The sequence below is a fragment of the Paenactinomyces guangxiensis genome (assembly GCF_016055185.1).
Taxonomy (GTDB): domain Bacteria; phylum Bacillota; class Bacilli; order Thermoactinomycetales; family Thermoactinomycetaceae; genus Paenactinomyces; species Paenactinomyces guangxiensis.
The window spans coordinates 1-26371 of sequence record NZ_JAECVR010000030.1; the positions used below are offsets into that span (position 1 = coordinate 1).

Consider the following 26371-nt stretch of genomic DNA (forward strand, 5'->3'; position numbering starts at 1 on the left):
AAACTCAAAGGTCTTTTTAATCAGCTGCTCTACTCTGTTCAGATTAACCGGGTCATCCCGGAAAAGTTCCGGATAATAATGATGAATCATTCCGGTACAAGACCCGGAGGGGGATACAACATATTGTGAATCTTCGTCGGCAGCCACAGACTAAATCCATAGTATCCCATCTGAATCAGGAAATAAAAAACCAATAACAGCCACACATTTTTGCTTTTAAATATATCCCGGAAGCTGCCGATAGGCTTTTCTACTTTTTGCTCATCAGAGTTCGTGCTTTCCAGATATTCACCTTCTTCTCTGGACAGCCATTTTGCCTCTTTTGGACTTTAACCAGGCAGCAGGATATCCCCCGGTAGAGATGCCAAAACCAACGGTGCCATTGTCAGCTTCCACTTCTACTACAATCGTTTTTAAAGCATTAATTCCAAAGCTGGTACGGGTCGATTTGTATTCCGGATAGATACTCATGGGCGTGGAGATTTGTTGTACAATCCAATGCTCTTGTCCTTGATCATGATAGTCTCCGCCCCCGCCTTCCACGACATAAGCACGGATTGCAGCAATTTTACGCCCTACTTTACTCATAAGTTTTCCTCCCCCTTATGGTTGCAGGAATATTTTGCTTTCTGTTGCTTTCCCGGCAACAATTTCACTAAACGCATCCTGGCCTGCTTCGAGAGGGCGGGTTTCAGACCAGCCTTCCTCAGAAATTTTCCCGTCCACCAGAAGCTGCACTGCATCATGAAAGTCTTGCCTTGTATAACAGAAAGAACCCAGCACCGTAATTTCACTTCTAATTAAATGATTAATGCGAAGAGGCGTTTCATCAATTCCGAGTCCAATATTCATAATTACTCCGCCAGGGTTGATTAACTCAAAAGCCTGTGTACGGGTTGGAAGAAAACCGGCCGCATCAATAATCACATCAATTCCTTTCTCCCCTGCAATCTTGCTTATACGTGCCGGAACATCTTCTGTTTTGGGATTGATTACAAAATCAATTCCCGCCTGCTGTACCGTCTTGAGCCGTTCATTATTCAAATCCAGGATGATAACCTTATTCGCTCCCAAAATTTTTGCAACCAAACCGCTTAATAAACCGATTGCTCCTGCTCCGTAAATCAAAACATTTGCAAATGGATAAATGGAAAGTACCCTTCTGACAGCTCTTAAACAACATGCAAGCGGCTCGGCTAAAGAGGCACGATTTGAATTTAAGTCTTCCGGAACAACAGTTACGGATGAAGCAGGGACAACCACATATTCCGCAAAAGCTCCGGGACGATGGATTCCTATAATCTCCCGGTTATCACAAAGGTTTTCCACTCCTCTTCTGCACCGGTCACATTGGCCGCAATGAATCAGCGGATTGACAACAACCTTACTGCCGATAGAAAAACTTCCTGCATCTTCTCCAAGTTTGGCGATTCTACCACAAAATTCGTGCCCCATTACGAGCGGCGGTTTGCGCAAACTATTGTGACCCAAAAACCCTTCTATTTCCGAACCGCAGATGCCCACTGTTTCTACCATGATCAGAACCTCACCTTGTTGAACAGACGGAATATCCTGCTGTTCAACTTTCATTGTGTTAGGCCCAGTCCATACAAGTGTTTTCATATTTCTCTCCAATCCTGTTCAATCATTTTCTTTCTATCTGACCCTATTTTTTAGAAGGCCGATTTTTTCAATCTCAACCGTACATATATCGCCATGTTTCAAAAACACCTGGGGATTGCGGAATACACCAACTCCATGCGGTGTTCCTGTTGCAATGATGTCACCGGGTTCAAAGGTAAAACCTTTTGATAAGTATGAGATTAGATAGGGAATCTTGAAGATCATGTGAGATGTATTAGAATCCTGTAACACTTCTCCGTTAAGATCTAATTTGATGGCCAAATGATGAGGATTTTCAATTTCATCAGCGGTCACGATTGCTGGCCCCAAAGGCGCAAATGTATCAAATGATTTTCCTCTCACCCACTGGCCGTCCGCAAATTGGACATCCCGTGCACTTATATCATTTAAGATTGTGTAGCCAAACACGTAATTAAAAGCTTCCTCTTCCGCAATGTTTTTCCCGCGTTTTCCAATGACAACGGCCAGCTCGGCTTCAAAATCAACCTGTTCGGAATTCTCGGGCAATAATATTTCTGCTTCCGGACCGATGATACAAGAAGGCCATTTTGAAAAAATTAACGGCTTTTTCGGCGGCTCCACATTTTGCTCCCGGCAATGGTCCATATAATTATTACCCACACAGACAACTTTGCCGGGATTGCAGAGCGGCGCGAGGATCGAAACATCATCCAGTAGATGTTTGACGGATAAATCAGTATCTTTATTTGTTTCTAACCAATCTGTAAGGGTTTTAACATAGGTTTTGGCTTTGTCCCCTTGTTGAATCAATGTCAGCATATCAGTAAGCAGAACGGGAGGGGACTGGTTAAAGCGGTTACAATACTCGTCGGAAAGCGCTTTCAAATCAATGACATGACTTTGCTGTTTGATCCCCAAATATTGTTTTCCATCAACCTGATACATTATAAAATGCATGCTGTTTTCCCCCTTTTTTAATAACCAATGTTTCTGTCACTACACCGCAGTCAGCCATCACCTCCTTTAAGAAGTACATCATTTACATGTTTCATCTAAAAATGGATGAAAAGAAAAATATCATCTTATTCAGCAATCCGCATAATTGTTCGCATATATGAACGACGTTCGATTCGATGCCTAAAAAAATTTAGATATGAACAATGGGCCCCTACTCTTTAAAATTGAAGTATAACTGTTTACCTAAAAAACCCAGTCTTCTTGAAATCATTAGAGCTGTTTCTACCACAATTTCACTAAACTTCTGCAAACGATCTTCATTCATTTTGGAAGCCAGACTTGCGATACTGATAGCACCAATTGGTTTATTAAATTGATCATAGATCGCGGCAGCCACACAAAAAACTTCAAGTTCATTTTCTCTATTATCTATTGCATAACCCCGCTGGCGAATAAGATTTAAATCACGGACCAGATCATCATAATGGGAAATCGTGTATGGTGTTTTGGGAACCAGTGCTCCGCCACCCGTAATCTCTTTTACCCTGTCATCAGAATATGCGGCTAACAACGCTTTTCCCAAACCCGTACAATACAGCGGCATTCTTGATCCCAGGGTTCCCGTTGTCCGGACTGAAGATAACGATTCCGCTTTATCTAAATATAAAAGCTCACCTTGATTTTCAATAGCCAAAAAAGCGGTTTCACCTGTTTTCGCACTCATCTCGTCTAAAAACGGATGAACAACTTGATGCATTTCGGTATTAGCTAAAACAGAAGCTCCGATTTCATACAGCTTGATCCCTAACTCAAACGTTTTAAGTTTCTCATTCTCTTCCAGGAATCCCTGGTCAACCATGGTATAAAGAATCTCAAATGCACTGCTCTTCGGTATATTTAACATCTGGCTAACTTCTGCCAATGTCAGAGGCCTTTTTTCTGTAGAAAGTAAACTTAAAATTTCCATGACTCGTGAAGCGGACTTATTCTTTTTAAAATGATTCATATCATCACCACTATCCATTCGCATATGCGAACATCATTCGATAAATATATTATATTTAAAGTATGTATTGACTTTTTCCATTTGTCAACCAAATTTAAACTGATCCGTGCGGGTTGCAATGTCTGATTGAAGAAAGGGATGGAACTGTAACCCTGTTTTTATTTTGTAAAACATATTTGACATCCTCTCCGGTGTGTATTAATATAAAGATGTAAAATATCTTTTACATTTCGGGGGGTGAGATGACAGGGATGGAAAATCGAATCAAAGAACTGAGAAAAGCCAAAAAAATGTCCCAGGAGGAACTGGCTAATCATTGCCGGGTATCCCGCCAAACAATTAATGCGATTGAAAATAATAAATATGACCCCAGTTTAGCGTTAGCATTTGAATTGGCGAAAATTTTAGGTGTAACAGTTGATGAGCTTTTTAAATATAAAAAGGGGGAAAACTCGTGACGAAAAATAGATCAAATATCGCTATAATCATTATATTGGGGAGCATTTCCATATTTTTAGCGATCATGTATATCGCCGATTTTATAAATGGGATGAGCATTGAAGTATCTGATATCATTGTATGGGTGTTATTACTGACCTCCTGGTTTCAATTTCTGACATGGGGGTCGGACAATAAAATACAGAAAGATGAAATGGGAAAGCAAATTGCAGCCACAAGCGCTAAAATCAGTTACCATATATTGACAGGAAGCCTTTTTTTACTGTGGATTTTAGACAGAATTATTTTTGTGAGGAAAAATGAATTTGGAAACATTTCATTGCTTGCGGCGCTATGTCTTGCTATCGTCATTTTTCCGGTCATCCAATTTTTCATTGCAAGACGATACAGATAGCAAATTAGTGGCTCTTTCTTGATGAGAGAGCCACAAAATGGTTTGGCAGAAGTGATGCCTTGAAAAGTATGATGCTATTTTAATTTTCCTGCACCTGCTTGTGCTTGAACCAGCGCCGGTACGCTTTGTGTTGGATCGATGCGGTTATATAGCCGGGGAACCCAGCCCACGTTTTCATTAAACCTCTGGGCGGGATCTGTAGTGGCCCGGTTGTAGGCGGCAACAAGATCCACCCGGTGGTGTTTGCTGCGGCCACTGATCATGGAGCCATCTTCATATATCGATGTTCCTTTCCAGTTCTTAAGAATTTTGGACGGATCAACATTATAATCAAAATCGAAATAATTGTTTTCCGCATAAATTTTAGACTCAACACCCACACCTAATGCATAATCAAACCTATACTCCGATTCCTTTGAGAACTCATAGTAGTTATTATAGACATGCACCTCTCCGAAACGGACCCGGGGAAGGCGCTGGCTTAAATTTTTGTAATGGTTGTGGTGGAAGGTGACTTTTAACTTTCCGCGGTCGATATGGCCGTTATGGTCACTGGAACCAACAATGGTGACTTTGTCATGATCCTGGAATACGTTGTACGAAACCGTGACATAATTTGCTCCGTTTTTGACATCCAGCAATCCGTCGTGCTGTTGATACGGGCGGCCAAAATATTCTCCAGAAGCGCTGTCCGGATGTGCACCGTCACTGAATGTATTGTGGTCAATCCAGACATGGTGGGTGCCGTTCAAAATGGAAATATTATCGTATTCGGAATTCCAATTTCCTTCCGAACCATCTGTCGGGTCCCATTGCGGGAAATAGTCGATCGGCGCTTCAAACTCAATATTCCGGATGATCACATTTTGCACATGATCCAGGATCAGACCTCCGCCTATAATTTTGGCATCATCCCCTTTGCCGATAATGGTGGTGTTTGAACCGACTTTAACCATGATTTGCTCTTCTTGTTTTTTCTGTGCAGCTGCCCGTGCGCTCTCCAACGGCCCATAAACCTCTTCGTCCATTCCCCACTTTTCCGGTGCATATTCAGCCAAATATTTTTCAAAGTCATACCCCGTACCCTTGCTGTAATCCTCAGCAGTCAGCTCCTGATTATGTTCATCCACATTCATTTTGATAGTACCCCTGACATAAATGATTTTCGGGGTGTCATTTTCCTGAGTGGTTAACTTGTCCCCTTTCAACGCTTCAATAAGCTCTCTCCGGTTGGTTACCGTAAATACATGGTCTGCATCCGCTGCCGCCCCTCCCGTTGTTCCCGTCAGGTTTTCCGTTCTGGCCGCCGCCCAGCCATCCTTTGGCCCCAGCACCTCGCGGCCCGGATCTTTGCCGCCCGCATGCACTGAAGTAAATGAAACTGCCAGGAGAGATGTCGCCAAAACTGTACTCAATAGTTTTTTCACGTTTTCACCTCTTCTTTTTTTAACCGCTTACATTTAATCTGCAAGCAGGTTTTAGCAGATTTCATCCCCAGTTTAGGATATTTCAAACAAAATCATAATCAAATGTATTTACAATAATGTTTGAAATATTTATGTATTTTTTTGCCGTGGGAATCAAGTGCTTGTCCTGTTACCGGGATATGAACAAACACTTTTGATATCGCAAATAACATAGAAAAAGGGCAATCCTGTATGAGGAAGCCCTGTTTCTCATTTGGTTATTTTTCTTTGTATTATCATATAGCAGACGTGCCGTGGCGGTACCCGGGTCAGGAGACAGATTCCTTTAAAGCCCGAAGTAACTTTTTGCATTCCGGTAACAAATATTTTCAACAATGGTTCCCAGCAACTCTTTGTCATTCGGGAACTCCCCGTTCTCCACCCATTCTCCTATTAAATTGCATAAGATTCTTCTAAAATACTCATGTCTTGTATAAGATAAAAAGCTTCTTGAATCTGTTAACATGCCAACAAAGCGGCTCAATAATCCGCAATCGGCCAATACCTTCATCTGCCGGATCATGCCTTCTATGGTGTCATTGAACCACCAGGCGGAACCGAATTGAATTTTTCCCGCAATCCCTCCGCCCTGAAACGAGCCTATCATCGTTGCAAGAATATGATTATCATTGGGATTTAATGAATATAAAATTGTTTTGGGCAAAGCATTCTCTGTATCCAGGGTGTCTAATAACCGGCATAGCGGATAGGCGATCAAACTGTCATTCATCGAATCATATCCCGTGTCAGGCCCCAGCTGCCGGAACATTCTCGTATTATTGTTTCTGGCCGCATTGATATGGAACTGCATAACCCATCCCAGCTCATGATAAAGTTTCCCCAGGAAAAGCAGGGTATAGGTTTTATATTTCTTTTCTTCCTCTAAGCTTATTGTATTTCCCTGCAAAGCCCTGGCATAAATAGCTGCGGCTTCCTCCTTCGTCGTTTCCGCATAAGGAACATAATCAAGGGCATGGTCGGAGATTCTTCCTCCGACAGAGTGGAAGAATCGGACCCGCGATTCCAAAGCCGCCAGGAATTGATCATAATCACCAACCGGCTGCCTGGATGCCTGCCCAAGTTTATGCACCCAGTCGAAAAATCCTTTCCTGTTGATCTCAAGCCCTTTGTCCGGCCGAAAAGAAGGAAAAACCTTCACATCAAAGTCTTCAAGCTTTTTAATCTTCAGATGATATTCCAAAGAATCAACAGGATCATCTGTCGTAACAACGACTTTCACATTTGATTTTTTAATGATATCCCTTGCCCCAAAATCTTCGCTATTCAATTTCTCGTTCACTTTTTCCCAAATCACGGGCGCATTCTGTTCATTCAGCAATTCTGTTACTCCAAAGTAACGCTGAAGCTCCAGGTGGGACCAATGATACAGCGGGTTACCGATCGTCATCGGCACGGTTTTGGCATAAGCCGCAAACTTATCATAGTCGCTCCCGTCTCCCGTTACATATCGTTCATCCACGCCGTTAGCCCGCATGACTCTCCATTTGTAATGATCCCCGTACAGCCATACTTCCGTAATATTTTTGTATCGTTTATTTTCATAGATTTCCTGCGGACTTAAATGGCAATGATAATCAATGATCGGCATCTCTTTCGCATAATTGTGGTACAAATCTGCAGCTGTTTGATTGGACAGCAAAAAGTTTTCATCTAAAAATTTTTTCACCCTGTTTCCCCGCCTTCCTGCTTTCTTACCCTTCAAGATGATCCAGATATTGCGGTGGCATATAGCTTTCACCTCAAAATAACAACGTTGTTATTATTAATAATAGATGACCACCCTTTCCTTATCAACACCTGATTTCACTATTTTAAAAACAAGGGAAATCGTTTTAATTGATCAGGCAAATGGTGGTCAAGAGAAAAAGCGGGGTAATTTTTCATTGTCCCCGCTTTCTTTCCTGTTTGCATATGCCCTTTGCGGTTTTTACACCAGAAAGCTACTTCCCAATCAGTTCTTGCAGCGCCATACTGGCAAGTATAAAAGCGCCTACACCATGCAAATCATTTTCCGAGGTTGGACGGGATACATAATAACCATAATCGCCTGCTGAAGTACCGATGCAGATTCCCTTCATGATAAATTGCTCCTCTTTCCAGGCAATCATATGGTCCAGCAATCCCTGGTAGGCTTTTCTCGCCACTTCCAAATACCGATGATTGATATATTGTTTTTCAACTGATTTCGCAATGGTGTAAATGAACAGGCTGGAGCAGGATGATTCAAGCCAGTTGTCTACCCGTTCGCCTTTGTCAACAACCTGATACCATAATCCTGTTTGTTTGTCCTGGAATTGAGTTAAACCGCGTACATATTCCTGTAACGACTGGATCAGTTCCAATCTGCCCGGATGGCCCTCGGGAAGAAGATCCAAAATATCCACTAATGCTGTACCATACCAGCCAACAGATCTCCCCCAAAATTCCGGGGAGCATCCTGTGTCAGGGTCTGCCCACGGCATGTCTTTGCTTTCATCCCAAGCATGATATAACAGCCCTGTCTGTTCGTCCTTCATATGTTTTCTCATTAATTTTTCCTGGTATAACACCATGTCAATCAGCTCCGGCTCACGGAACTGCCGATTATACAGTAAGGCAAAGGGTCCCGCCATGAACAAGCCGTCCAGCCACATTTGATAAGGGTACTTGTCTTTGTGCCAAAATCCGCCTTCTTTTGTCTTATTCAGCGTACGAAACAGATTTCTCAGTTTGTCAGCTGCAATTCTGTATCTTCGGTCATTGGTCTGCTTATATAAGGGGAACAATAATATTCCCGCCTGGATCGAATCCAGTTCATCTCTGGCGAAAAGGAAATTTCCCTCCTGATCCACAAGAAGATCAACATAATCTTTTATATACCGGATGTATTTCTCTCTTCCCGTCCTCTCCCAAACTTTCAGCATCCCGTACAAAAAGACTCCCTGGTGGTAATGCCAGCGATTTGCCGGGGGCAGGTCAGCCGGCGTATACCAATTCATAAGGGTTTCACATGCCCTCTCCGCAATCGTTAAAGGACTGCCTGCTGAATCCGGTTGATTCATGGAATGGCTCCTTTCTTTCCAGACAAAAATGATCACTGATATTTGATGGAATAGAGGTTCGGATGCCGTCAGGCCCCTTGTTTCAACTACTTCTTAAAATGGGCATCATACTGCTGTTTGGATTTCTCCATCGCCCCGGCCCACTCATTGAGGAAGTCTTCTACCGACTTTTTACCGCTCATGACCGCCTGGATGCCGGGATCAACAACATTGTCAAGAATGGATCTGTAATCCGGCAGATAGAACGCGGGATTATAGAAGACCATGTTCGGATCTTCCAGTACTTTAAATGCGGTTTGAATATGCTGTGCATCCTTGACCCACTTTTCATTCAACACATCGGCATGAGTCGGGATTTGGCCGGTATTTTGGTTCCAATAGCTCTGGCTTTCCGCAGAAGTCATAAAGCTTACAAATTTCCAGGCTTCCTTCGGGTGCCTGGTCGTTTTAAAAATACTGAAATTGATGGAATTGCCGCCTTCCGCCACATATTTTCCATCCGCCGTTTTCGGGAGAGGCAAAGCTGCAAACTGTTCCGGCTTCAATGCTTTACTGTGTTCCCCGTACGAGCCGATATTATGCTGCACCAGAGCAACCGCTCCGGTATCAAAGCCGGCGACCATTTCTTTGTAACCGTTGGTAATATCACTTTCCGGTGTGTACTTTTTGTAAAGACCCAAATATTTCTTTACAAACTCCACGTGCTTCGGATCATTAATTGTACTTTTGCCACTCTTATCAAAATATTTGTCAATGCCTGAGTAGGCATACATCATTCTTTGTAATTGGAAAGATCCCCCGGCCCCTCCGCGGATGCTGAATCCATAACGATTTTTGCCCTTATCTGTCATTTTTTCTACTGCGGTGAAAAATTCATCCCAGGTTTCCAGCGGCTTCACACCTGACTCCTTAAACCAGTCAGGGCGATACCACAGAATATCCAGATTTTGCGTATAGGGGATTCCGTATAACTTCTTGTCCACTACGATATTCCGGTTAAAGTCAATCGTTGGTTCATTGATTTTCCCCTTCTCACTCCACTGGTTAAAATAATCATCCAATGGGAGCAACGCTCCACGTATAGAAAACTCGGGCAGCCAGCTGGTCTGGACTCCCGCTACATCAGGCATGTCATTTGCCGCAATGGCCGCATCGTATTTTTGTTTGGCCGAGTTTTTGGGAAGGCCGACATACTGGATGTCGATATTTGGATTTTGCGCCTCAAACCGCTTGATTAACTCTTCATAAATAGGCGTACGCTGAGGACCGGCATTTTCGTCCCAGAAGGTCAGCACCACTTTGCCGCCGGATGCTGAATGATTGTCACCATTGATTGCTGTTTTTTCCTGTCCACACCCGGCAAGAAATAATGAAGTAACCAGGCTTAAAGCTAAAATGGTACGAAATACTTTTTTATACATATTGTTTCTCCTCCCTTACCAACTCAGTATGGAATCAATCTGTATTTATCCCTTAACAGCCCCGCCCAGGCCATTAACCAAATATTTTTGCGCATAGGCAAACAAGATAATTGCAGGAATGATGGCAATCACACTGCCGGCGGCAAGGGCACCATAATTGATATTAAATTCGCCCATCATGTAGCTTAATCCGACCGGAAGCGTAAAGCTGCTCTGCTGATTGGTCAGCATTAAGGCAAGCAGGAACTCGTTCCATACATAGATAAAGGTAAAAACAGATGTGGCTATGATTCCCGGCAGCAACAGCGGAAATACGACGTGCCGGATCGCCTGCAAACGGCTGCATCCATCAATCATCGCTGCTTCCTCCAGCTGCCGGGGAACATTGGATATAAATCCATTCATCAGAACGGATGTAAAAGGAAGCTCAATTGCGCTATACGTAATAATCAAAGATAACGGATTGCTGATCAAACCAAGGTTCTTAAAGATAATAAACAGGGGAATTATGAGCATCGATCTGGGCACAAACTGAGTGGCTAACAGCAAAAGCAGAAATGCCCGCTTTCCTTTAAACTGGTATCTGCTCAGGGCATACCCGGCCAGCGTTGAAAACAAGAGGACGGTGCAGACGGTAAAAACGGCAACCAATGTGCTGTTTTTGAAATAGGTGGAAAAGCCGACACTATTCCACGCCACAACAAAATTTTCAATCGTCGGCGAGCCAGGGATATATTCTAACGGACGCTGAATAATATCCCCCTCGCTTTTGAAAGCCGTGTTGACTGTCCAATAAAACGGAAACAGGGTAAAAACCATCATCATGGCAAGCGGCAGGTAAAAGACAATCACCCGATCCCATTTCAATTTGCTCATTCTTTCGCCTCCCTTTCAAAACGGGTAATCCTGAGATAGGCGATTGCGAAAACGAGAAGGATTGCGCAGGAGACGACCGTCAAAGCTGAGCCGTAGCCAAAGTTGCTGCCGTGGATGGCCTGCTCGGCAATATACATTGTCAGTGTGGTGGTTTGGTGAGCCGGACCGCCGCCGGTCAAATTATAGATAAGGTCAATATTGTTGAACTCCCAGATGGTGCGAAGAAGAGTAGTCAAAACAATCGTATTTTTCAATTGGGGAAGGGTGATATAAAGAAATGTTTTTAAACGCCCCGCCCCATCCACTTTGGCCGCTTCATAAAGTTCCACGGGAATACTTTGAAGGGAGGCCAGCAACGTAATGGCAAAAAACGGGATCCCTCTCCACAGCTCCGCGATGATCACCGCCGGGAATGCCGTGTCTATGTCGGCAAGCCAGGCTTTCCCTTCATCAATGATCCCCAGTTTCAGTAAAATATCATTGATCACTCCCATATGTTCGTTGTACATCAGAGACCACATCACAGAGGCCAAAACGCCCGAAATGGCCCAGGGTATAAACGCGGCTGCCCTTGCAAAAGCGCGGAATTTAAATGTTTGATTCAAAAGAAGGGCGACTCCCATGCCGAATACAAGCTGTAACCCTACTTGAGCAACCACCCATTTAAAGGTAATTCCCAGACTGGAGAAAAATTGGGGGTCTTCGGTAAAGATTTTTACAAAGTTATCCAAACCAATAAATCCGTTATAATAAGGCGTGGTTAAATTATAGTTTTGAAGACTGTAGTAGAAAACATTCCCCAGCGGATAGAACAAAAAGCCGAACACCAATAAAACAGTCGGGGAGATGAACAGATAAGGAATCCATTTTTCGTATTTGAACTTCGCCGCCGGTTTCTCCCTGGCTTTGTATGATGCTGTCTTTTCTTGTAAGCGCAATCCATTTTCCATTTTCACCTCTCCCTTCTTTCGCCGGTTATGGTTTTATTGTAAAAAACAGACGGTACCATCAGAATTAAATATCTTATTGAAAACGTTTTATATTTTTATAAGTTTGATCATTTAAAATAGAAAAAAGAAACATTCCAGTTTTCCGGAAAAATTAAAGCGGTCTTTTACGGACAAATTCCGTAAAAAGACCGCTCTGTCATACTCTTTTTCATGTCCGCTTACCCGGACCGGATGAAGCTTCTTCCGGGTACGTTTACTCCTGCTTCTTAAACTCCAATGGTGAATACCCGGTATACTTTTTAAAACTGACGCTGAAATACTGCGGATTATTATACCCGACTCTTTCCGCCACCTCGTACGCTTTCAAATCCTGATTTCTTAACAGCTCCATTGCTTTTTTCATTCTTGTTTCCAGCAGAAACTCAGAAAAATTGATATTCTTTTCCTGTTTAAAGAGTATACTCAAATAGGTGGGACTAATATGTACCTCTTTGGCTACATCCTGCAAGGACAGACCTTCTTTGGCATAGTTTTCTTCAATACACTTCACAGCCTTTTTAATGGCTGAATGCTTCTGGCTCTCTCTCCGGGCATTCACATGGGAAACAATATCCAGTGAAATCAGCGTAACTTTTTTTATTATTTCCTGAATGGTTTGCAGTTCATTGATCACATTATAGTGGGAAACAAGCTCCTGGCGATTTTTTTCCTCCCACTCTTTCGCCCACATCCCGGCCTCCCTGAACAGCAGTACAACCATTTGGATCGCCATCAGCCGGACCTGGTGGAGAGATATATATTTCTGCTGAAGAAGCTGACCTTCCCATTCCTCCATCAGCGTTAATACTTCCTGCTTCAAACCTAATTTCACTTTCATCACAAGCTCGTTTTCAATATCCATGCCCTGTAAGGAAGCGTTATGGCGGGGGAGGCCTGTATCGGCAATTGAAAACACCTGATCTTTTCCAATCAGATGCCTGAATTCAATCGCCGATCTCGCCTCCTCATAGGATAAAGAGATTCCGGATAAATCTTTGAAAACTCTGCCCATGGCTATGGTAAGCGTTGTTTTCAGATATCGTTTGACGCTCTCCCGAATCTGCTCCGCTAAATCATAGATATCCCGGTTTGCTGTTTCCGCTTCTTCCTGATGGGAATAAATGAGGACCAGCTCATCCCGGTCCGAGTCAAAAACAATCCCTTTCCGCTCCTTGACCAGGATTTCTTCGCAAATATTATAAACGGAAAATTTCAGAATCTCTTTTTCCATCAGGTCTCCGTGATAATCGTCCACTTTGACCAGGAATACCGCAAAATAAGGGCCATTCAGCTCCAATCCAAGGAATCCCAGCTCTTTCCTGATTTCATCTTCCTGGCAACGGCCATGGATCAGCTTTTTGAGAAACCGCTGCCGCAAAAACGGCATTGCTTCCCTCATTTTCTTCTCCACTTTTCGCTCCTGTTCCCATTCGGTTGCGGCCAGGCTCACTTTTTCCAGCAAGACAGCGCTTTCAACAGGTTTGAGAATATAATCAAAAGCTTTGATGCCAATCGCTTCCTTCGCATAGTTGAAATCCTCATAGCCGGTCAACAGGATCACTTTTATCTCAGGGTAGTTCTCCTTGATCAGCCGGGCCATTTCCAAACCATCCATAAATGGCATTTTGATATCGGAAATAACTATATGCGGCCGGATCTCTTCAATCATTTGCAATCCTGTTTCCCCATCGCCCGCTTCCCCCACCACCTGATACCCATGATCTTCCCAGGGGATACTGGCCGACAAACCCTTGCGAATGATGCGGTCATCGTCCACAATCAAAACCTTGTACATCCCTGTCACCTATCCTTCCGCCAAAGGAATGATGATCCTGGCCACGGTCCCTTCGCCCTTTTTGCTGTCAATCCTCAACCCGTAAGATTTCCCAAAATGGATTTGGATGCGTTCATGAACACTGCGAACGCCAAATCCAAGTTTCCGGGGATCATTAGTGATAAGCCCTCCCCTGATCTCTTCCAGTTTTTCTTCGGCCATTCCGGCTCCATTGTCCCGAACCTCAAAGCATAAGTCGTTTCCTGTCTGATACCCTTTTACCTGTATCCTGCCCGCCCCCCTCTTTTGCTTCACCCCGTGATAAATCGCATTTTCTACGAGAGGCTGAAGGGTCAGTTTGATCATCCTGCATTTGAGAATATGAGGTTCCACATCAATTTCATAGGAAAAATCATCCCCGTAGCGCATCTCCTGAATAAACAGATAATTGCTGATATGGTCAATTTCCTCTTGCACCGTGATGATCTCCTGCCCTTTACTGATGCTGATCCGGAAAAAATTGGAGAGAGCGGTCACCATCGCGCTTGCATCCTTATGTAATTGCATGTCACAGAGTCCTTTAATAGAGTAAAGCGTATTATACAAAAAATGGGGGTTCATCTGAGCCTGCATCACCGCCAGCTCAAGCTGCCTTTTCGTCTCCTGCTCTTTTCTGATTTGATCGAGCAACCTGTTTACCCGCACAACCAGATCCCGAATCCCCTTGTACAAAATTCCAACTTCGCTCGCCCCGTGGATATCCAGTTTAAGATCCAGGAATCCTCCGTGAATCTTCTTCATATTGCTGACCAAATAAGAGATGGGCCGAGTGATAAACTTGGCAATTAAACTCGCCAAAAAGATGGCAACAATCATGAGTACAATAATCACAAGCAGGGTGACAAATTTAATATAATTGACTTTTTCCAGGATATCCTCTTCCGGGAAAACTGCCGCAATCTTCCACTTATTCACCCCAAGCGTATCATAAATAACAATTATTTTTTTTCCGCTTGGCTTCTCGAAATCAAATTGGCCTTTCTCTGTTTTGATCTCCTGCATATACTTCAAGACTTCATCATTCATCCAGTACTCGCGGTCCACCGTTTTAAACGCCATCAATCCATCCTCATTGACCAGGACAAAGTAACCGTTTTCACCAAGGAGCGAATCATCCAGGACTTCATTAAAAAAATCCCGGCGCAGATTGAATAACAGAATACCGTTTGCTTTTGAACCCTTCCTGCCAATCAGCTTAAAGACGCTGACCACTTCATTTTTCTCGCCGGAGCTGTGAAAAACATCATCAGGATGCAAATTTCGCCAATAGTAATCCTGGGGGCTTCCGTTATATTTATCCCGGTATTCTCCGTAAGAAAAGCTTATTTTGGCCCGAAAATCCTGGTGGTTGCTAAGCACAAACTTCCCGTCATGAAGGTGAATCAATACAGACTCGATTATGGGATTATTAGAGGAGATTGTATCCATCAAATGATCCATCTTAATATAATCTTCCGGACTAATCCTGTTAGGGTCTTTGGCAATCAGCGAAAGCGTATCAGGGTGGTTTGACAACACGACCAATTCCTCAAATATGTCCGATAACCGGTTTTCAAGATAGCTTTTCGTCTGAAAAACAGTATCGTTTACACTTTTATAGGTATTTTCCTCAAGTTGGCTGGCAGCCAATAAATAAGAGACCATCCCTGTCATCATGATAAAAACAATAATAATCGGCAAGAACAAACTCAGTATGGTTGATTTGAAAGAAGCTAAGAAATACCTGGCAACCACCTTCTTGATCAAAGCCTTCATCGTATTCAAGATGCACCTCGGGCGGTTTAGATTGGGGGTGATATGGTCTATTCAAAATATAACAAAAATTAGGGAGTGGAAATTTTCAGGTAGATTTGCTGCGGGAGAATATTGTTGGATAACAACGTTTGTTAATATAGTAAATTGTTTATTTAATAATATAATTGATATTTTTAACCGGTGCAATCTTCTATCAGCCTCAAGGCAACTGAACCATTCATGAGAGCAGATATCCTATACTCAAAAGCCATCATTATTGCCTTCAATCGCTTCCTTTCAAGATCATGTAATGATATATCCAGCCCGATCTTATGATCATCATATTTTGGTCCCCCTTTTGAAAGAAAAAAGCATTCCCCATCCGATCATCCAAAGACCATCCCCTCTTTTTGAAAACTGTTTCTATATCGCCCTTTGCAAGAGAAATCACATACAATTTTGGGTGGGAATCCGAGATCAACACGAGGTCTTTATCAGTTAGTTCCAATTGAATGATCGCGAAAAGGAACAAAAAAGGATTCGCACCACTTTCCACGGCTTCACGGACAAAAAGCGCAAAAATAAACAGGAGACACAGAAAGCTCGCGATGATAAACCACCATCTTTTCTTTTTCCACAATCTTCTTTTCCTCCTTTGTTTGTAGTACAAAAGCGTGGTGAATAGATGCCAAAGAGACCATCTTGTATACAGATCTGCTGTGATATTATTTTTTAAAGTTTAAATGGTAATATATTTCTCTCTACCATATATTTGCAAGCATGACTTCAAATGAGTAGACAGGATACACAGCGACCAATTAGCTGGCAATTGCTTTTTTATTGCTGATAGATTGATTCCTCAATACTACTTCCTGTAATTTATCAATTGTTAACGGTTCCTTCATTCGATGAATCATGCAATGGCAATTGGCATATACCAGAGCAAGATCATCTATCTTAACCAAGCCGCCCACTTCGCTCCTGAGATCGTAGCTACAAGACTCGCTTTCACTTCATAACCTTTCTCCAAGGCAGGTAACAACTTAGACGTTAGCAATAATGTCAACTCCAATATGATAGTTTTTTTGATTATTATATAATAAATATTCACATTAAATAAAGTTGGAGGAGTATTACCCATTTAAAGTAAATTTATAAGGTCCGCGCACACAAAGATTCTAAAGTTACGTCCTAAGTAGGGAATTTATCTTACTTTAATAAAAAATTATCGATAATATTACTATTTAGCCTCTAATGTGAAATCTGTTTCAACTACAAGATAGTACTGAAATGATAACCGTAGTTACAAGAGTTCATTCTTACAGAAAACTTATTTATATGATGTCTTCACCCACTGACGTTTATATCGATACTCAATTGCCAATGTAAATCAATGGCAAGCAAACCGGAGTTAATACTGTTGGTTTACAAACAAAAAAGCCTGTGACGGCTATAAAACTGGTTCACAGGCTTTTTTGTTTTTCGAGCTGCGGCATTCGTTCTGATCCAACCGGCAAAGTTATTTTTTATTTCCTAGATGGTAACCTCCCCCGAGTCATATTGAGGTTTAGGGAAGGGATCGGGAAATTGGGTCCAGTCCATCTTCATCTCCTTTTCGGTCAACAGGCAATGATCTAATGATCGTATAATCTCTTCTTTATTCATCTCAATGCCAATAAACACGATTTCCTGCATACGGTCACCCCAATCCGGGTCCCACCTCTGTGCCAGGCCGGGGTCTTCCTTTAAAATGGCTTGTCTTTCAGTTTGGGGAAGAGATGCTGTCCATGGACCGATCGGTCCTATCTGGATGGAAGTGCCCGCCTGGCTAAAACTGATCACATGGTTTGGCCAGGTAGCCAGCCACATGATTCCTTTGGCACGGACAACCGCTTCCGGCCATTCTTCCATCCATCCGGCCAGTCGTTCAGGATGAAAAGGTTGACGCTTTCGATACACAAATGAAGAAATGCCATATTCATCGGTTTCAGGTGTATGGTGGTCTTTTTGCAGCTCTTTGATCCAGCCGGCCGACTGGCTTGCCCGTTCAAAATCAAACCGTCCTGTGTTCAAAATTTCCTTTGGGTCGATTTTCCCATATGAGACCCGTACAATTTTGGCAGCAGGCTGTATTTTGCGAAAAACTCTTTCCAACTGTTCCAGGTCTTCCTCTTGGACAAGGTCGCATTTGTTGAGCACCAACACATCACAGAATTCAATCTGATCGATCAGTAAATCCGCCACATCACGTGTATCCTCGTTTCCCACCGCCTGTTTGCGATCCAGTAAACTTTCTCCGGATGCATAGTCATGCCAGAAACGATATGCATCAACCACGGTTACCATGCAATCCAAACGGCATAAAGAAGAAAGGTTGACTCCATTTTCCTCATCCATATAGGTAAAGGTTTGGGCAACGGGGATCGGCTCACTGATCCCAGAAGATTCAATAAGAATATAGTCAAACCTTCCCTGTTTCGCTAATTGCTCAACTTCCCTAAGCAGGTCCTCACGCAACGTACAGCAGATACAACCGTTGGACATCTCCACCAGTTTTTCATCTGTACGAGAAAGCCCCCCGCCCTCTTTGATTAAACCGGCATCTATATTAACCTCACTCATGTCATTGACAATAACAGCTACTTTCAGCCCTTCACGATTATGTAAGACATGATTCAACATCGTTGTCTTACCTGCTCCCAGGTATCCGCTTAATACGGTTACTGGAATTCGGTGCTGTTGATTCAATTCTTTCATCTCCCATCATTTGTGTACATTTCAGCTATATACCTAAATAAATCGTAATTATTACGTTTTGTATTTCCCATTGTAGATAATAGATTACCTGTTAGTCAAATAAAAATTTCCTTCATTGTATAATTTCTTATATAAATAGATATATTCTATTGCTGAATAAAGATCTAAAAAGAGGGTACTGGCTGGGGAGCGGATGAATATCTATTATTTTTGTTTGACGAAAGAAGAAAAAGCTATGTAAAATGTAGGAGTACATAAATAGGAATGAAACTTATTTAATTGCATAAGTTGATAACAATGAAGGTTTGTCCAAATCCATTCGGGGAGGATTCCATGGTTCGACTGATTCGTTCGTTTTATGTGGAGATTACAGTTATTCTCGTTTTGGGAGCATTTATGTATCTGCTTACCTCCGGCTACAGTGTGTTAGCGGCTTTCACTGGCTGGACCAGAGGCTGGAGCGCCAATCTGGCACCGGAGTTGCAAAACTTGTCCACTATTTTCTTAAGTATATTTATTGAAGGCTTGCCTTTTATTTTGATCGGTGTTTTTATCTCAAGCCTTATTCATATCTATGTGAATGAGGAAATGGTTTGGAGATGGATTCCCAAAAACCCTTTTCTGTCGATCCCTCTGGCAACATGCATGGGAATTTTACTGCCCATCTGTGAATGCGGAATTGTTCCAGTCGCAAGGCGGCTCATTCAAAAAGGTTTTCCCTCTTATCTCGCTTTTACTTTCTTACTGGCCGCACCGATCATCAATCCCGTTACCATCGCGTCAACCTATCTCGCTTTTGGCGACAGCTGGGATATGGTAACACTTCGCCTGGTCTTTGGCGGGGGGATAGCCGCTGCAATGGGAATGCTTTTTTACTTCTTTTTTTCCGGAAAACACGTCTTGAAAGAAAAAACACAGACACAGGACGGAGCCCAGCCACTACAGGCAAGTCGGCACCACCATTGTTCCTCCGGTTCCCATTCTCCCTATCGCCCCGGGGAGTGTACAGGACATGATCACGGCGGTAAAAAGGGACTTTCCCACTCCTTCTACCATGCCATCTTTGAGTTTATCGATATGGGTAAATATTTTATTGCCGGAGCCTTGATTGCAGCTTCTTTTCAAACATTTGTCGGCTTGTCCGCCATTAAGAATTTTACGGAATCAGACAGTTTAACTATCTTCCTTATGCTCGGACTGGCTTTCGGGCTGTCCATCTGCTCGTCTGCGGATGCATTCATAGCCGCGTCGTTCCGGTCTGTCATCGGGACTGCTCCTCTGCTTGGCTTCCTCGTTTACGGCCCGATGATGGATTTAAAAAATGTAATGATGATGCTGGGAAGCTTCCGTCTTTCTGTTGTTTTGTTTTTCTTTGCCGGAACAACTTTATTTACTTTCTTGTCTTTGATCCTGTTTCTTTAACAGAAAGGAGCATGAAGAAAAATGGGAGGCTGGATTCGTGTTGGAATATGCTTTGGAACAGCGGTCATGTTGATCAGTTTATTGCTGTCGGGTGAAATCTCTCTTTTTGTAAACCCGCGTTTGAAATGGCTGGTTGCCCTGAGTATCCTGATGCTCATCATATTGGGATTAGTTCAGCTGTGGAACTTAAAGGCGGAAGAGATGCATCACATCGGGTTTTGGGGATATGCCCTGGTACTGCTCCCAATCCTAATGTTTTTCTTCTTGCCTCCTAAAGCATTAGACGCAAATATCGCGGCCAAAAAAGGAGTCAGCTATCTCACACCGCAAGCAATCGCTTCTCAACAAAAACTTGCAGGTAAAAATCAAGCGAATAACAATTCAACACAAGATTCAAAGGATCAAAATGAACAAGATCAGGAAACAGCAACAAATAAAGAGCCGGAGTTCGCCAACATAGAAAACCCCTATAAGAAATTTGTAAAGCAAATCAAAGCAGAACCTGTGATCACGTTAACAGAGAAAAATTACGCTGATTACCTGAATACGATCAATATGTATCCGAAAGAGTTTTCGGGTAAAAAAATTCGATTGATTGGTTTTGTTTATCGTGACGAGACTTTGAAGAAGAATGAATTTGTGATTGGACGCTTTACCGTGACTTGCTGTACAGCAGACGCCGGTGTCGTTGGTCTCTTGACCACCTATCCGGGTGCCCAACATCTCAAGTTAGATCAATGGATCGAAGCAACTGGCACTGTACAAACGATTCAGCCGGAAGGCTATGACATGCCTGTGATTAAACTTACATCTTACAAAACCATTTCTCCGCCCAAAGACCCCTATATCTACTTTAATTATTGAAACTTTTGGCCCTTATTTGTGACAATTTGGAGAATTGTTGTTAAAAAAGAATCAAATAGAACACAAAAATTAATAATTCATACGAATAACTTTTACATAGCAATGTTATATAAATATTGCTGACACCTTGTTTAAAAAGCTTGTGTCAATTCTGCCCTAATAGTAAATTGATAGAAATAAATGGGGTACAAAATAATTGTCCATATATTGAACATTCCAAAAAATCATAGACAAGAATGTTTCAAAGTATTATATTACATTAGTGTAACAACCTTATTACAATATCTTTACGGGAACGAGGAGGAAAAAAGATTGAACAAGTGGATGAAATGGTTACCTGTTTTGGCTCTTGTTGCAGTTCTGTCCTTTCCGATGAACGCATTTGCACAGTCAGAAGTAAACAGTAAGCACAAATTGGGTGCGAACGTTGAGGTCAAAGGTACAACCATTGATGTTTGGGCAAATCTGATTGGTGTAAACAAAGTAGATAGCGGAGAATGGAAAATTGTCCCGGTCGGACCGAACAAAGCAGGCAAGCCTGTTCATGCTAACCAGTCCTCACTCGTCAAATTCCATGCAAAATTCGAAAATCTCAAACCCCATGTTGAATACTGCTTTAATATTCATTTCACCGGAAAACTGAACGGTGAAACAGCTAACACAGTCTTGAAACTCACCGGCAAAAAAGGCATGGTTTGTGCAAAAACTGGTGATGACGACAACAATGGCGATAACGGCGACAACGGTGGCAATGGTGACAATGGCGGTAACGGCGGCAACGGTGGTAATGGCGACAACGGTGGCAATGGTGACAATGGCGGTAACGGCGGCAACGGTGGTAATGGCGGCAACGGTGGTAATGGTGACAATGGCGGTAACGGCGGCAATGGTGACAACGGCAGCAACGGTGGTAATGGCGGCAATGACGGCAATGACGGCAATGACGGCAACGGTGGTAAAATGCCTAAAACCGCAACTACATATCCGCTTGCTATGGTATTAGGTACAGCACTTCTTGCAGCTGGAGCAGGTTTGTTATTCTTCCGTCGTACCGCATGATATTAGATCGAGTCATTAGTTTTCTCCCCTTTTTATATAGATAGTGGATGATAGTTCGCCCATCCTTACACTTCGGATGGGCTTTTTTTATATAACAGGGATGGGTAGATACTTGAGGCTAAAGTAATGGAATTGGGGAACTTAATTTATCGAAGGGGACTTTGCCATGCCGGGAAAGTAAACGAGGTTACCTTTAGACGAGGTTCTTCTGGTTAGTGTTAAACTGCTGACACCAGATGAATTAGATTTCATTATTCAGCATGGCGCACGCGGCAGAAAAGAACTTGCCGAAAAATTTAGCTTAAAAGAATCTTATCATCTCTCATCCTTACACAGAAGTTCGGTCGTTTAAAAATGTGATACAACTAAAACAAGGGTGTTATACCCCTGACACCATCAAACAGGATGAGATTTATGATCCCATCTTTTATGTGGGTAACGATAATACAGCATTTATTAAATAGGATGATTCAATAAAACAGGGGAATCACTTCTCCCCTGTTTTAGTTTCAATACATATTCAAAAACAAATAACTTTGCTTGTGGTTTCGGATCAGGAGTAACAAATGATTGTCCACTTACTCCATCTAACAAGAATCATACCAAAAATTATCCTGATCGTTATTCCTTACGTCAAAGTTATCTTCTCTTTATGCTCCTCTTTCAGCAACAATTCTTTAACCATACGATCAATCTTCTCTATTTCAGCACCAGGATTTCTCCACCAGTTTCGGCTCCAAATTCTTTGGATTTTCCATCCTCTTGACTCTAAGAATTCCTGACGGTATAAGTCACGCTCTTTTGTATGTGGAGAGCTATGGTAAGCAGCACCATCACACTCAATTCCCAGTATATAAAAACCTGGGTTCTTAGGATGAACAATTCCTAAATCAATTCGGTAGCCTGAAACTCCAATTTGCGTATCAACCTGATAACCAATACTTCGCAGAGCCTCACATACTTCTGCTTCAAATGGAGAGTCAAACTGATCATCGCTAAACTGCTTTTTGGTCTCTGTTTGGGGATTAACCCTTTGTAATACACTCAGGACTTTTTCCTTATCTCCGTCAGATACTGCTTTAGCATATTCTAAGTAGTGGCGGAACAGTCTAGGCCCTTCATGTTTACTTCCAGCAACATTTAATTCATGTGGTTCAATGCTGGCAACGACATAGATTTTCTCTTTAGCCCTTGTGATAGCTACATTTAAACGATTTTCTCCTCCCTGCTGATTCAGGAGGCCAAATCGGTTATAAATTCTACCTTCTTCATTAGGGGCATAGCCGATAGAGAATATGATCACATCACGCTCGTCACCTTGCACATTTTCAATGTTTTTAACAAAGATACGCTCATCCAATTCCCGCTTCATCGCTGCATCATATAGAGCTGAGAATTGATGGTCATCCTTTGCACGCTGGTCTATTATCTGCCAGATCTTATCCTGTTGCTTAGCATTAAACGTGATGATTCCGACAGTTTGATCAGGCTCCTTTTCTAATTGTTGTTGAAGTAGATCAACAACAGCGATTGCTTCCCGCTCGTTACATTGATTAATCCAACGTCCATCAACCTTCAACCATTGAATGGCTGATGTTGATTGGTCAGATGACACATTGGGTGCCACCTGCATGAAGCCGTTATAAAATGCATGATTGGAGAAATGAATAAGTTCTTCAAACTTAGAACGGTAATGATACTGAAGCATACGTACCGGATAAGTACGCTTAGCCAGGTTCAGCAAGCTGCGTGACTCTTCCATTTCAAAGTCATTTTCTTCTTCTTCGTCATCATATATGGAGACTCTAAACTGTTCAAATGGCTGTAATTGCTTTTCATCCCCTGCCACAACCACTTGCTTTCCACGATAAATAGATGGTAAGCCGCTCTCCACTGTACATTGTGAAGCCTCGTCAAAAATAACCAGATCAAATAAACCGGAAGTTAGAGGAAACATAGATGAAACCGTTTCAGGTGAAGCTAACCATACAGGTAAAATATCTAACAAGCCTTTTTCTGAAAAGTGATTCACTAATTTGCGCACAGGCCAAATCTGACGTTGTTTTCCTGTTTGGTGCCGTAATTCTCTAAAGGCTCGAACATGGGTCTGTATTGAATGGTTGATATTACTTGTCATGCGTTCTTGTAAAACCTGTAGAGCTAATTTTCTTTTATCGATAATGAGCTTACCGAAATCATCCCGAATCTGTTGAAACTCATCTGTAGATACTTTGCTTAAATGTGGATGCTTCCTTTCAATCTCATCAATCCAAAATAGATAAAAAGATTGACGAACCGTATCTGCCCATTGTTCAGATAACGCGGCTGCTTCGTTCATCTCTTTATCTTTTAACCTTTGAATCAGCTTTTGTACATTTGGCGCAGCCTCAAAGTAACAACGATCCATTGCCTTTAAATCATCAAAATCGTGAGTAATTGCTTCGCGAATTTGTAAAATAGTATGATGAGGGACCTTTCCTTCAGATAATTCTTTTCGGATCTGCTTGAAAAACTCATCATCTAAGATACGTTCCAGAAAGTGCAGATGTTGATCCAGCTTAGAGGTAATCTGAGCAATTTCATACATTAAGCGCAAGCTTTCTTGAATTTTTGGCCATTCAACCGAAGATGTGCCTTTAAATTTCTGGCCATGTAGTAATTCCTCTACAATTCCCTTCCCTGTAAACGAAGTCCACCACCATATTCTTAATTTTTGCAGTGTCTTCTTCTCTTTGGGATCTAAATCATCGTAGATTTTTGCCAGGCGATCACTCATTAACCATAAATAGGCTGGAGTTATTTTTTCATGATTTAGCTGATTGAGTTGTTGAATAGCCTGTTCCGCTTTCTCTAAAGCAAGCTCCAGCTGTTCAATCAGTGTAGTTTGATCCTTTAGCTCCAAACCAGCCAACGATTTCCTTCTTCTTAGTACATAATCTTCCCTGCCAAAGCGATGATAGTAAGATTCATATAAGGAAATCGTAGTAAGCACATCATCAAGGGTATCACGGTTCAAACCAGTGGCTAAATCTGATACAGAAATAGTTTGAATAACATCGTCCCGCTTTTTTGCACGTCCATATAACTCATATGCACTATAGCCGAATGGCTGACGTTCATGTAAGCCATTATAAATGGCATTTAACTTTCGCTCTCGATCTTCCAGCCTTTTGCATATATGGTGAAAAGATGATTCTCTGCTTTGCATCGGAGCTATGGTTTCTGGAATTTGTTTATTTATTTTATGATATAAGGCTTTACGATCCTGCTTTTCATCATGGATAAGTGCTACATAAGAAGTCAAACCAAGGCTATCTAACCGTTGATAAACAACATCCAAAGCTGCCCTCTTCTGACAGACTACTAAAACTTTCTTTCCTTTAGCTAATGCATCCGTGATTAAATTTACGATGACCTGTGATTTCCCTGTACCTGGAGGTCCATGAACCACTAAACCTTTCGCTCCTCGCATGGTATGAAGAATAGTCTCCTGAGAGTAGTCTGTAGATAATAGAAAGAATTGTTCCTCTTCCTTGACTTTGGGAACTTCTAAGAGCCCCTCCGCATATGAATCAGGCATTGGATCATAACTATTCTCTTCATTTAAATTGATTAGTTCCTGTATAAAAGGCAACTCTTGCTGAGTTGATAAAGCAATTAGTTCATCATAATCGCGAATCAAAGAAGAGTTTCCTTGTGGAAAGCTGCCTAATATCACGAAAGGTTCCAGTGTTAATGGCGCCTCTTGCGGGATTGTTTCTCTTGTATATGTATGAAGCGGCCTGATGCCTTGCTTCGTATATGTAACCTTGAGATTATTTTCATTTAGCCACTCTGCCCATGAAGATAAGCTGGTTTTGTCGATTGACTTCCATTGTTTGCTATCCTCGAAAATACTCTCTTCAAAAGCAGACTGATGAAACCTTTTTAGCCCTAAAAATAGGGTCCGATTCAACTGTGGCTCGGCATCCGGAAATAACTCTAATTCCCAATGCAAATTACTACGATCTTTACGAACCAGGCGAACAGGATATAAATATAACGGAGCCTGAATAAAAGAACCGTCTCTTAAGTTACCTGTGAGAAAAGGATACCCAATGTATAAGTCATACAAGCCCGTTTCATCTTCGATTGCTTTCATATTGCGATATAGATGTGTTAAGCTTTGACCAATCGTTTGTAGTTTTCTTTCTGGTAGAGAAGAATGAGTGAGGCGAACCTTCTTCTTACCAGAAATAATCTGATTTAACATCTTTGTCACTTGAGAAGGTCCCTCTTCTGAATCTAGCTCTGTCAGATCAAAAGTCCACTTGCTTGGCAGCTTAAGCAGTCGAAGGGAACGATTTCTACGGCTCAGGTCACTTAAACGATCTTTGAGCCGTATTAACCTTTGTTCCATGATGTACCTCCTATTCTCAAGTTGTAACTTCAAATGCTTATTTGTTTCTGTCCTGCAGATTTCATTT

The 26371-nt window shown here is 42.2% G+C and carries 20 protein-coding genes; 5 read left to right on the forward strand and 15 right to left on the reverse strand.

Annotated elements, in window-relative coordinates:
• Nucleotides 1-288: 288 nt before the first annotated feature.
• The 4 genes from I8U27_RS18685 to I8U27_RS18700 form a co-directional block, all read right to left on the reverse strand.
• Nucleotides 289-588 carry a hypothetical protein gene (locus I8U27_RS18685; RefSeq protein WP_232345662.1) on the reverse strand — a complete coding sequence of 100 codons (300 nt, stop codon included), beginning with the start codon at nt 586-588 and terminating at the stop codon, nt 289-291.
• A gap of 15 nt (nt 589-603) precedes the next feature.
• Nucleotides 604-1623 (reverse strand): zinc-dependent alcohol dehydrogenase, encoded by a 1020-nt coding sequence (locus I8U27_RS18690; RefSeq protein ID WP_181750596.1) that lies wholly within the window; start codon nt 1621-1623, stop codon nt 604-606.
• Nucleotides 1624-1656: 33 nt separating this feature from the next.
• Entirely contained in the window at nt 1657-2562 is a 906-nt protein-coding gene (locus I8U27_RS18695) for a fumarylacetoacetate hydrolase family protein (RefSeq protein WP_181750595.1), read from the reverse strand.
• 211 nt (nt 2563-2773) lie between these two features.
• A complete protein-coding gene (locus tag I8U27_RS18700) occupies nt 2774-3568 on the reverse strand; it encodes an IclR family transcriptional regulator (RefSeq protein WP_198065905.1) in 795 nt (264 codons plus the stop codon).
• 251 nt (nt 3569-3819) lie between these two features.
• Here I8U27_RS18700 and I8U27_RS18705 point away from each other — a divergent pair, with 251 nt between their 5' ends.
• Together I8U27_RS18705 and I8U27_RS18710 are read left to right on the forward strand one after the other, a co-directional pair.
• Nucleotides 3820-4026: a helix-turn-helix transcriptional regulator gene (locus I8U27_RS18705; protein ID WP_181750594.1), complete on the forward strand. Its 207-nt coding sequence runs from the start codon at nt 3820-3822 to the stop codon at nt 4024-4026.
• Nucleotides 4023-4421 (forward strand): hypothetical protein, encoded by a 399-nt coding sequence (locus I8U27_RS18710; protein ID WP_181750593.1) that lies wholly within the window; start codon nt 4023-4025, stop codon nt 4419-4421. The genes I8U27_RS18705 and I8U27_RS18710 overlap by 4 nt, the downstream gene beginning before the upstream one ends.
• A gap of 74 nt (nt 4422-4495) precedes the next feature.
• On the opposite strand, the gene I8U27_RS18715 is transcribed toward I8U27_RS18710, so the two are convergent.
• The 10 genes from I8U27_RS18715 to I8U27_RS18760 form a co-directional block, all read right to left on the reverse strand.
• On the reverse strand, nt 4496-5848 hold the full coding sequence (locus I8U27_RS18715; protein WP_181750592.1) for a pectate lyase family protein: 1353 nt from the start codon (nt 5846-5848) through the stop codon (nt 4496-4498).
• A gap of 325 nt (nt 5849-6173) precedes the next feature.
• A complete protein-coding gene (gene uxaC / locus I8U27_RS18720; protein WP_181750591.1) occupies nt 6174-7574 on the reverse strand; it encodes a glucuronate isomerase in 1401 nt (466 codons plus the stop codon).
• Nucleotides 7575-7848: 274 nt separating this feature from the next.
• Nucleotides 7849-8949 carry a glycoside hydrolase family 88/105 protein gene (locus tag I8U27_RS18725; RefSeq protein ID WP_181750590.1) on the reverse strand — a complete coding sequence of 367 codons (1101 nt, stop codon included), beginning with the start codon at nt 8947-8949 and terminating at the stop codon, nt 7849-7851.
• Nucleotides 8950-9035: 86 nt separating this feature from the next.
• A complete protein-coding gene (locus I8U27_RS18730; RefSeq protein WP_181750589.1) occupies nt 9036-10370 on the reverse strand; it encodes an ABC transporter substrate-binding protein in 1335 nt (444 codons plus the stop codon).
• 45 nt (nt 10371-10415) lie between these two features.
• Complete coding sequence (locus I8U27_RS18735; RefSeq protein WP_181750588.1) at nt 10416-11246, reverse strand: carbohydrate ABC transporter permease; 831 nt, start codon at nt 11244-11246, stop codon at nt 10416-10418.
• The gene (locus I8U27_RS18740) at nt 11243-12196 is read right to left on the reverse strand and encodes a carbohydrate ABC transporter permease (protein WP_181750587.1); all 954 of its coding nucleotides are present in this window, start codon (nt 12194-12196) and stop codon (nt 11243-11245) included. Before I8U27_RS18740 ends, I8U27_RS18735 begins: the two co-directional genes overlap by 4 nt.
• Nucleotides 12197-12449: 253 nt before the next feature.
• Nucleotides 12450-14030 carry a response regulator transcription factor gene (locus I8U27_RS18745; protein WP_181750586.1) on the reverse strand — a complete coding sequence of 527 codons (1581 nt, stop codon included), beginning with the start codon at nt 14028-14030 and terminating at the stop codon, nt 12450-12452.
• Nucleotides 14031-14039: 9 nt separating this feature from the next.
• Nucleotides 14040-15824 carry a sensor histidine kinase gene (locus tag I8U27_RS18750; protein WP_181750585.1) on the reverse strand — a complete coding sequence of 595 codons (1785 nt, stop codon included), beginning with the start codon at nt 15822-15824 and terminating at the stop codon, nt 14040-14042.
• 797 nt (nt 15825-16621) lie between these two features.
• Nucleotides 16622-16768, reverse strand: coding sequence for a hypothetical protein (locus tag I8U27_RS18755; RefSeq protein WP_181750584.1), 147 nt, complete (start codon nt 16766-16768; stop codon nt 16622-16624).
• A 568-nt stretch (nt 16769-17336) separates the two neighbouring features.
• Nucleotides 17337-18551 carry a GTP-binding protein gene (locus I8U27_RS18760; protein WP_258567730.1) on the reverse strand — a complete coding sequence of 405 codons (1215 nt, stop codon included), beginning with the start codon at nt 18549-18551 and terminating at the stop codon, nt 17337-17339.
• 342 nt (nt 18552-18893) lie between these two features.
• On the opposite strand from I8U27_RS18760, the gene I8U27_RS18765 reads away from it, so the two are divergent.
• The 3 genes from I8U27_RS18765 to I8U27_RS18775 all read left to right on the forward strand — a co-directional run bounded on the left by I8U27_RS18765 (nt 18894) and on the right by I8U27_RS18775 (nt 21905).
• Nucleotides 18894-19982: a permease gene (locus tag I8U27_RS18765; RefSeq protein ID WP_181750582.1), complete on the forward strand. Its 1089-nt coding sequence runs from the start codon at nt 18894-18896 to the stop codon at nt 19980-19982.
• 21 nt (nt 19983-20003) lie between these two features.
• Entirely contained in the window at nt 20004-20846 is an 843-nt protein-coding gene (locus I8U27_RS18770; RefSeq protein ID WP_181750581.1) for a TIGR03943 family putative permease subunit, read from the forward strand.
• 312 nt (nt 20847-21158) lie between these two features.
• Complete coding sequence (locus I8U27_RS18775) at nt 21159-21905, forward strand: LPXTG cell wall anchor domain-containing protein (protein WP_181750580.1); 747 nt, start codon at nt 21159-21161, stop codon at nt 21903-21905.
• A 628-nt stretch (nt 21906-22533) separates the two neighbouring features.
• Here the strand turns inward: I8U27_RS18775 and I8U27_RS18780 are convergent.
• A complete protein-coding gene (locus I8U27_RS18780) occupies nt 22534-26304 on the reverse strand; it encodes an AAA domain-containing protein (protein WP_181750579.1) in 3771 nt (1256 codons plus the stop codon).
• Nucleotides 26305-26371: the final 67 nt, after the last annotated feature.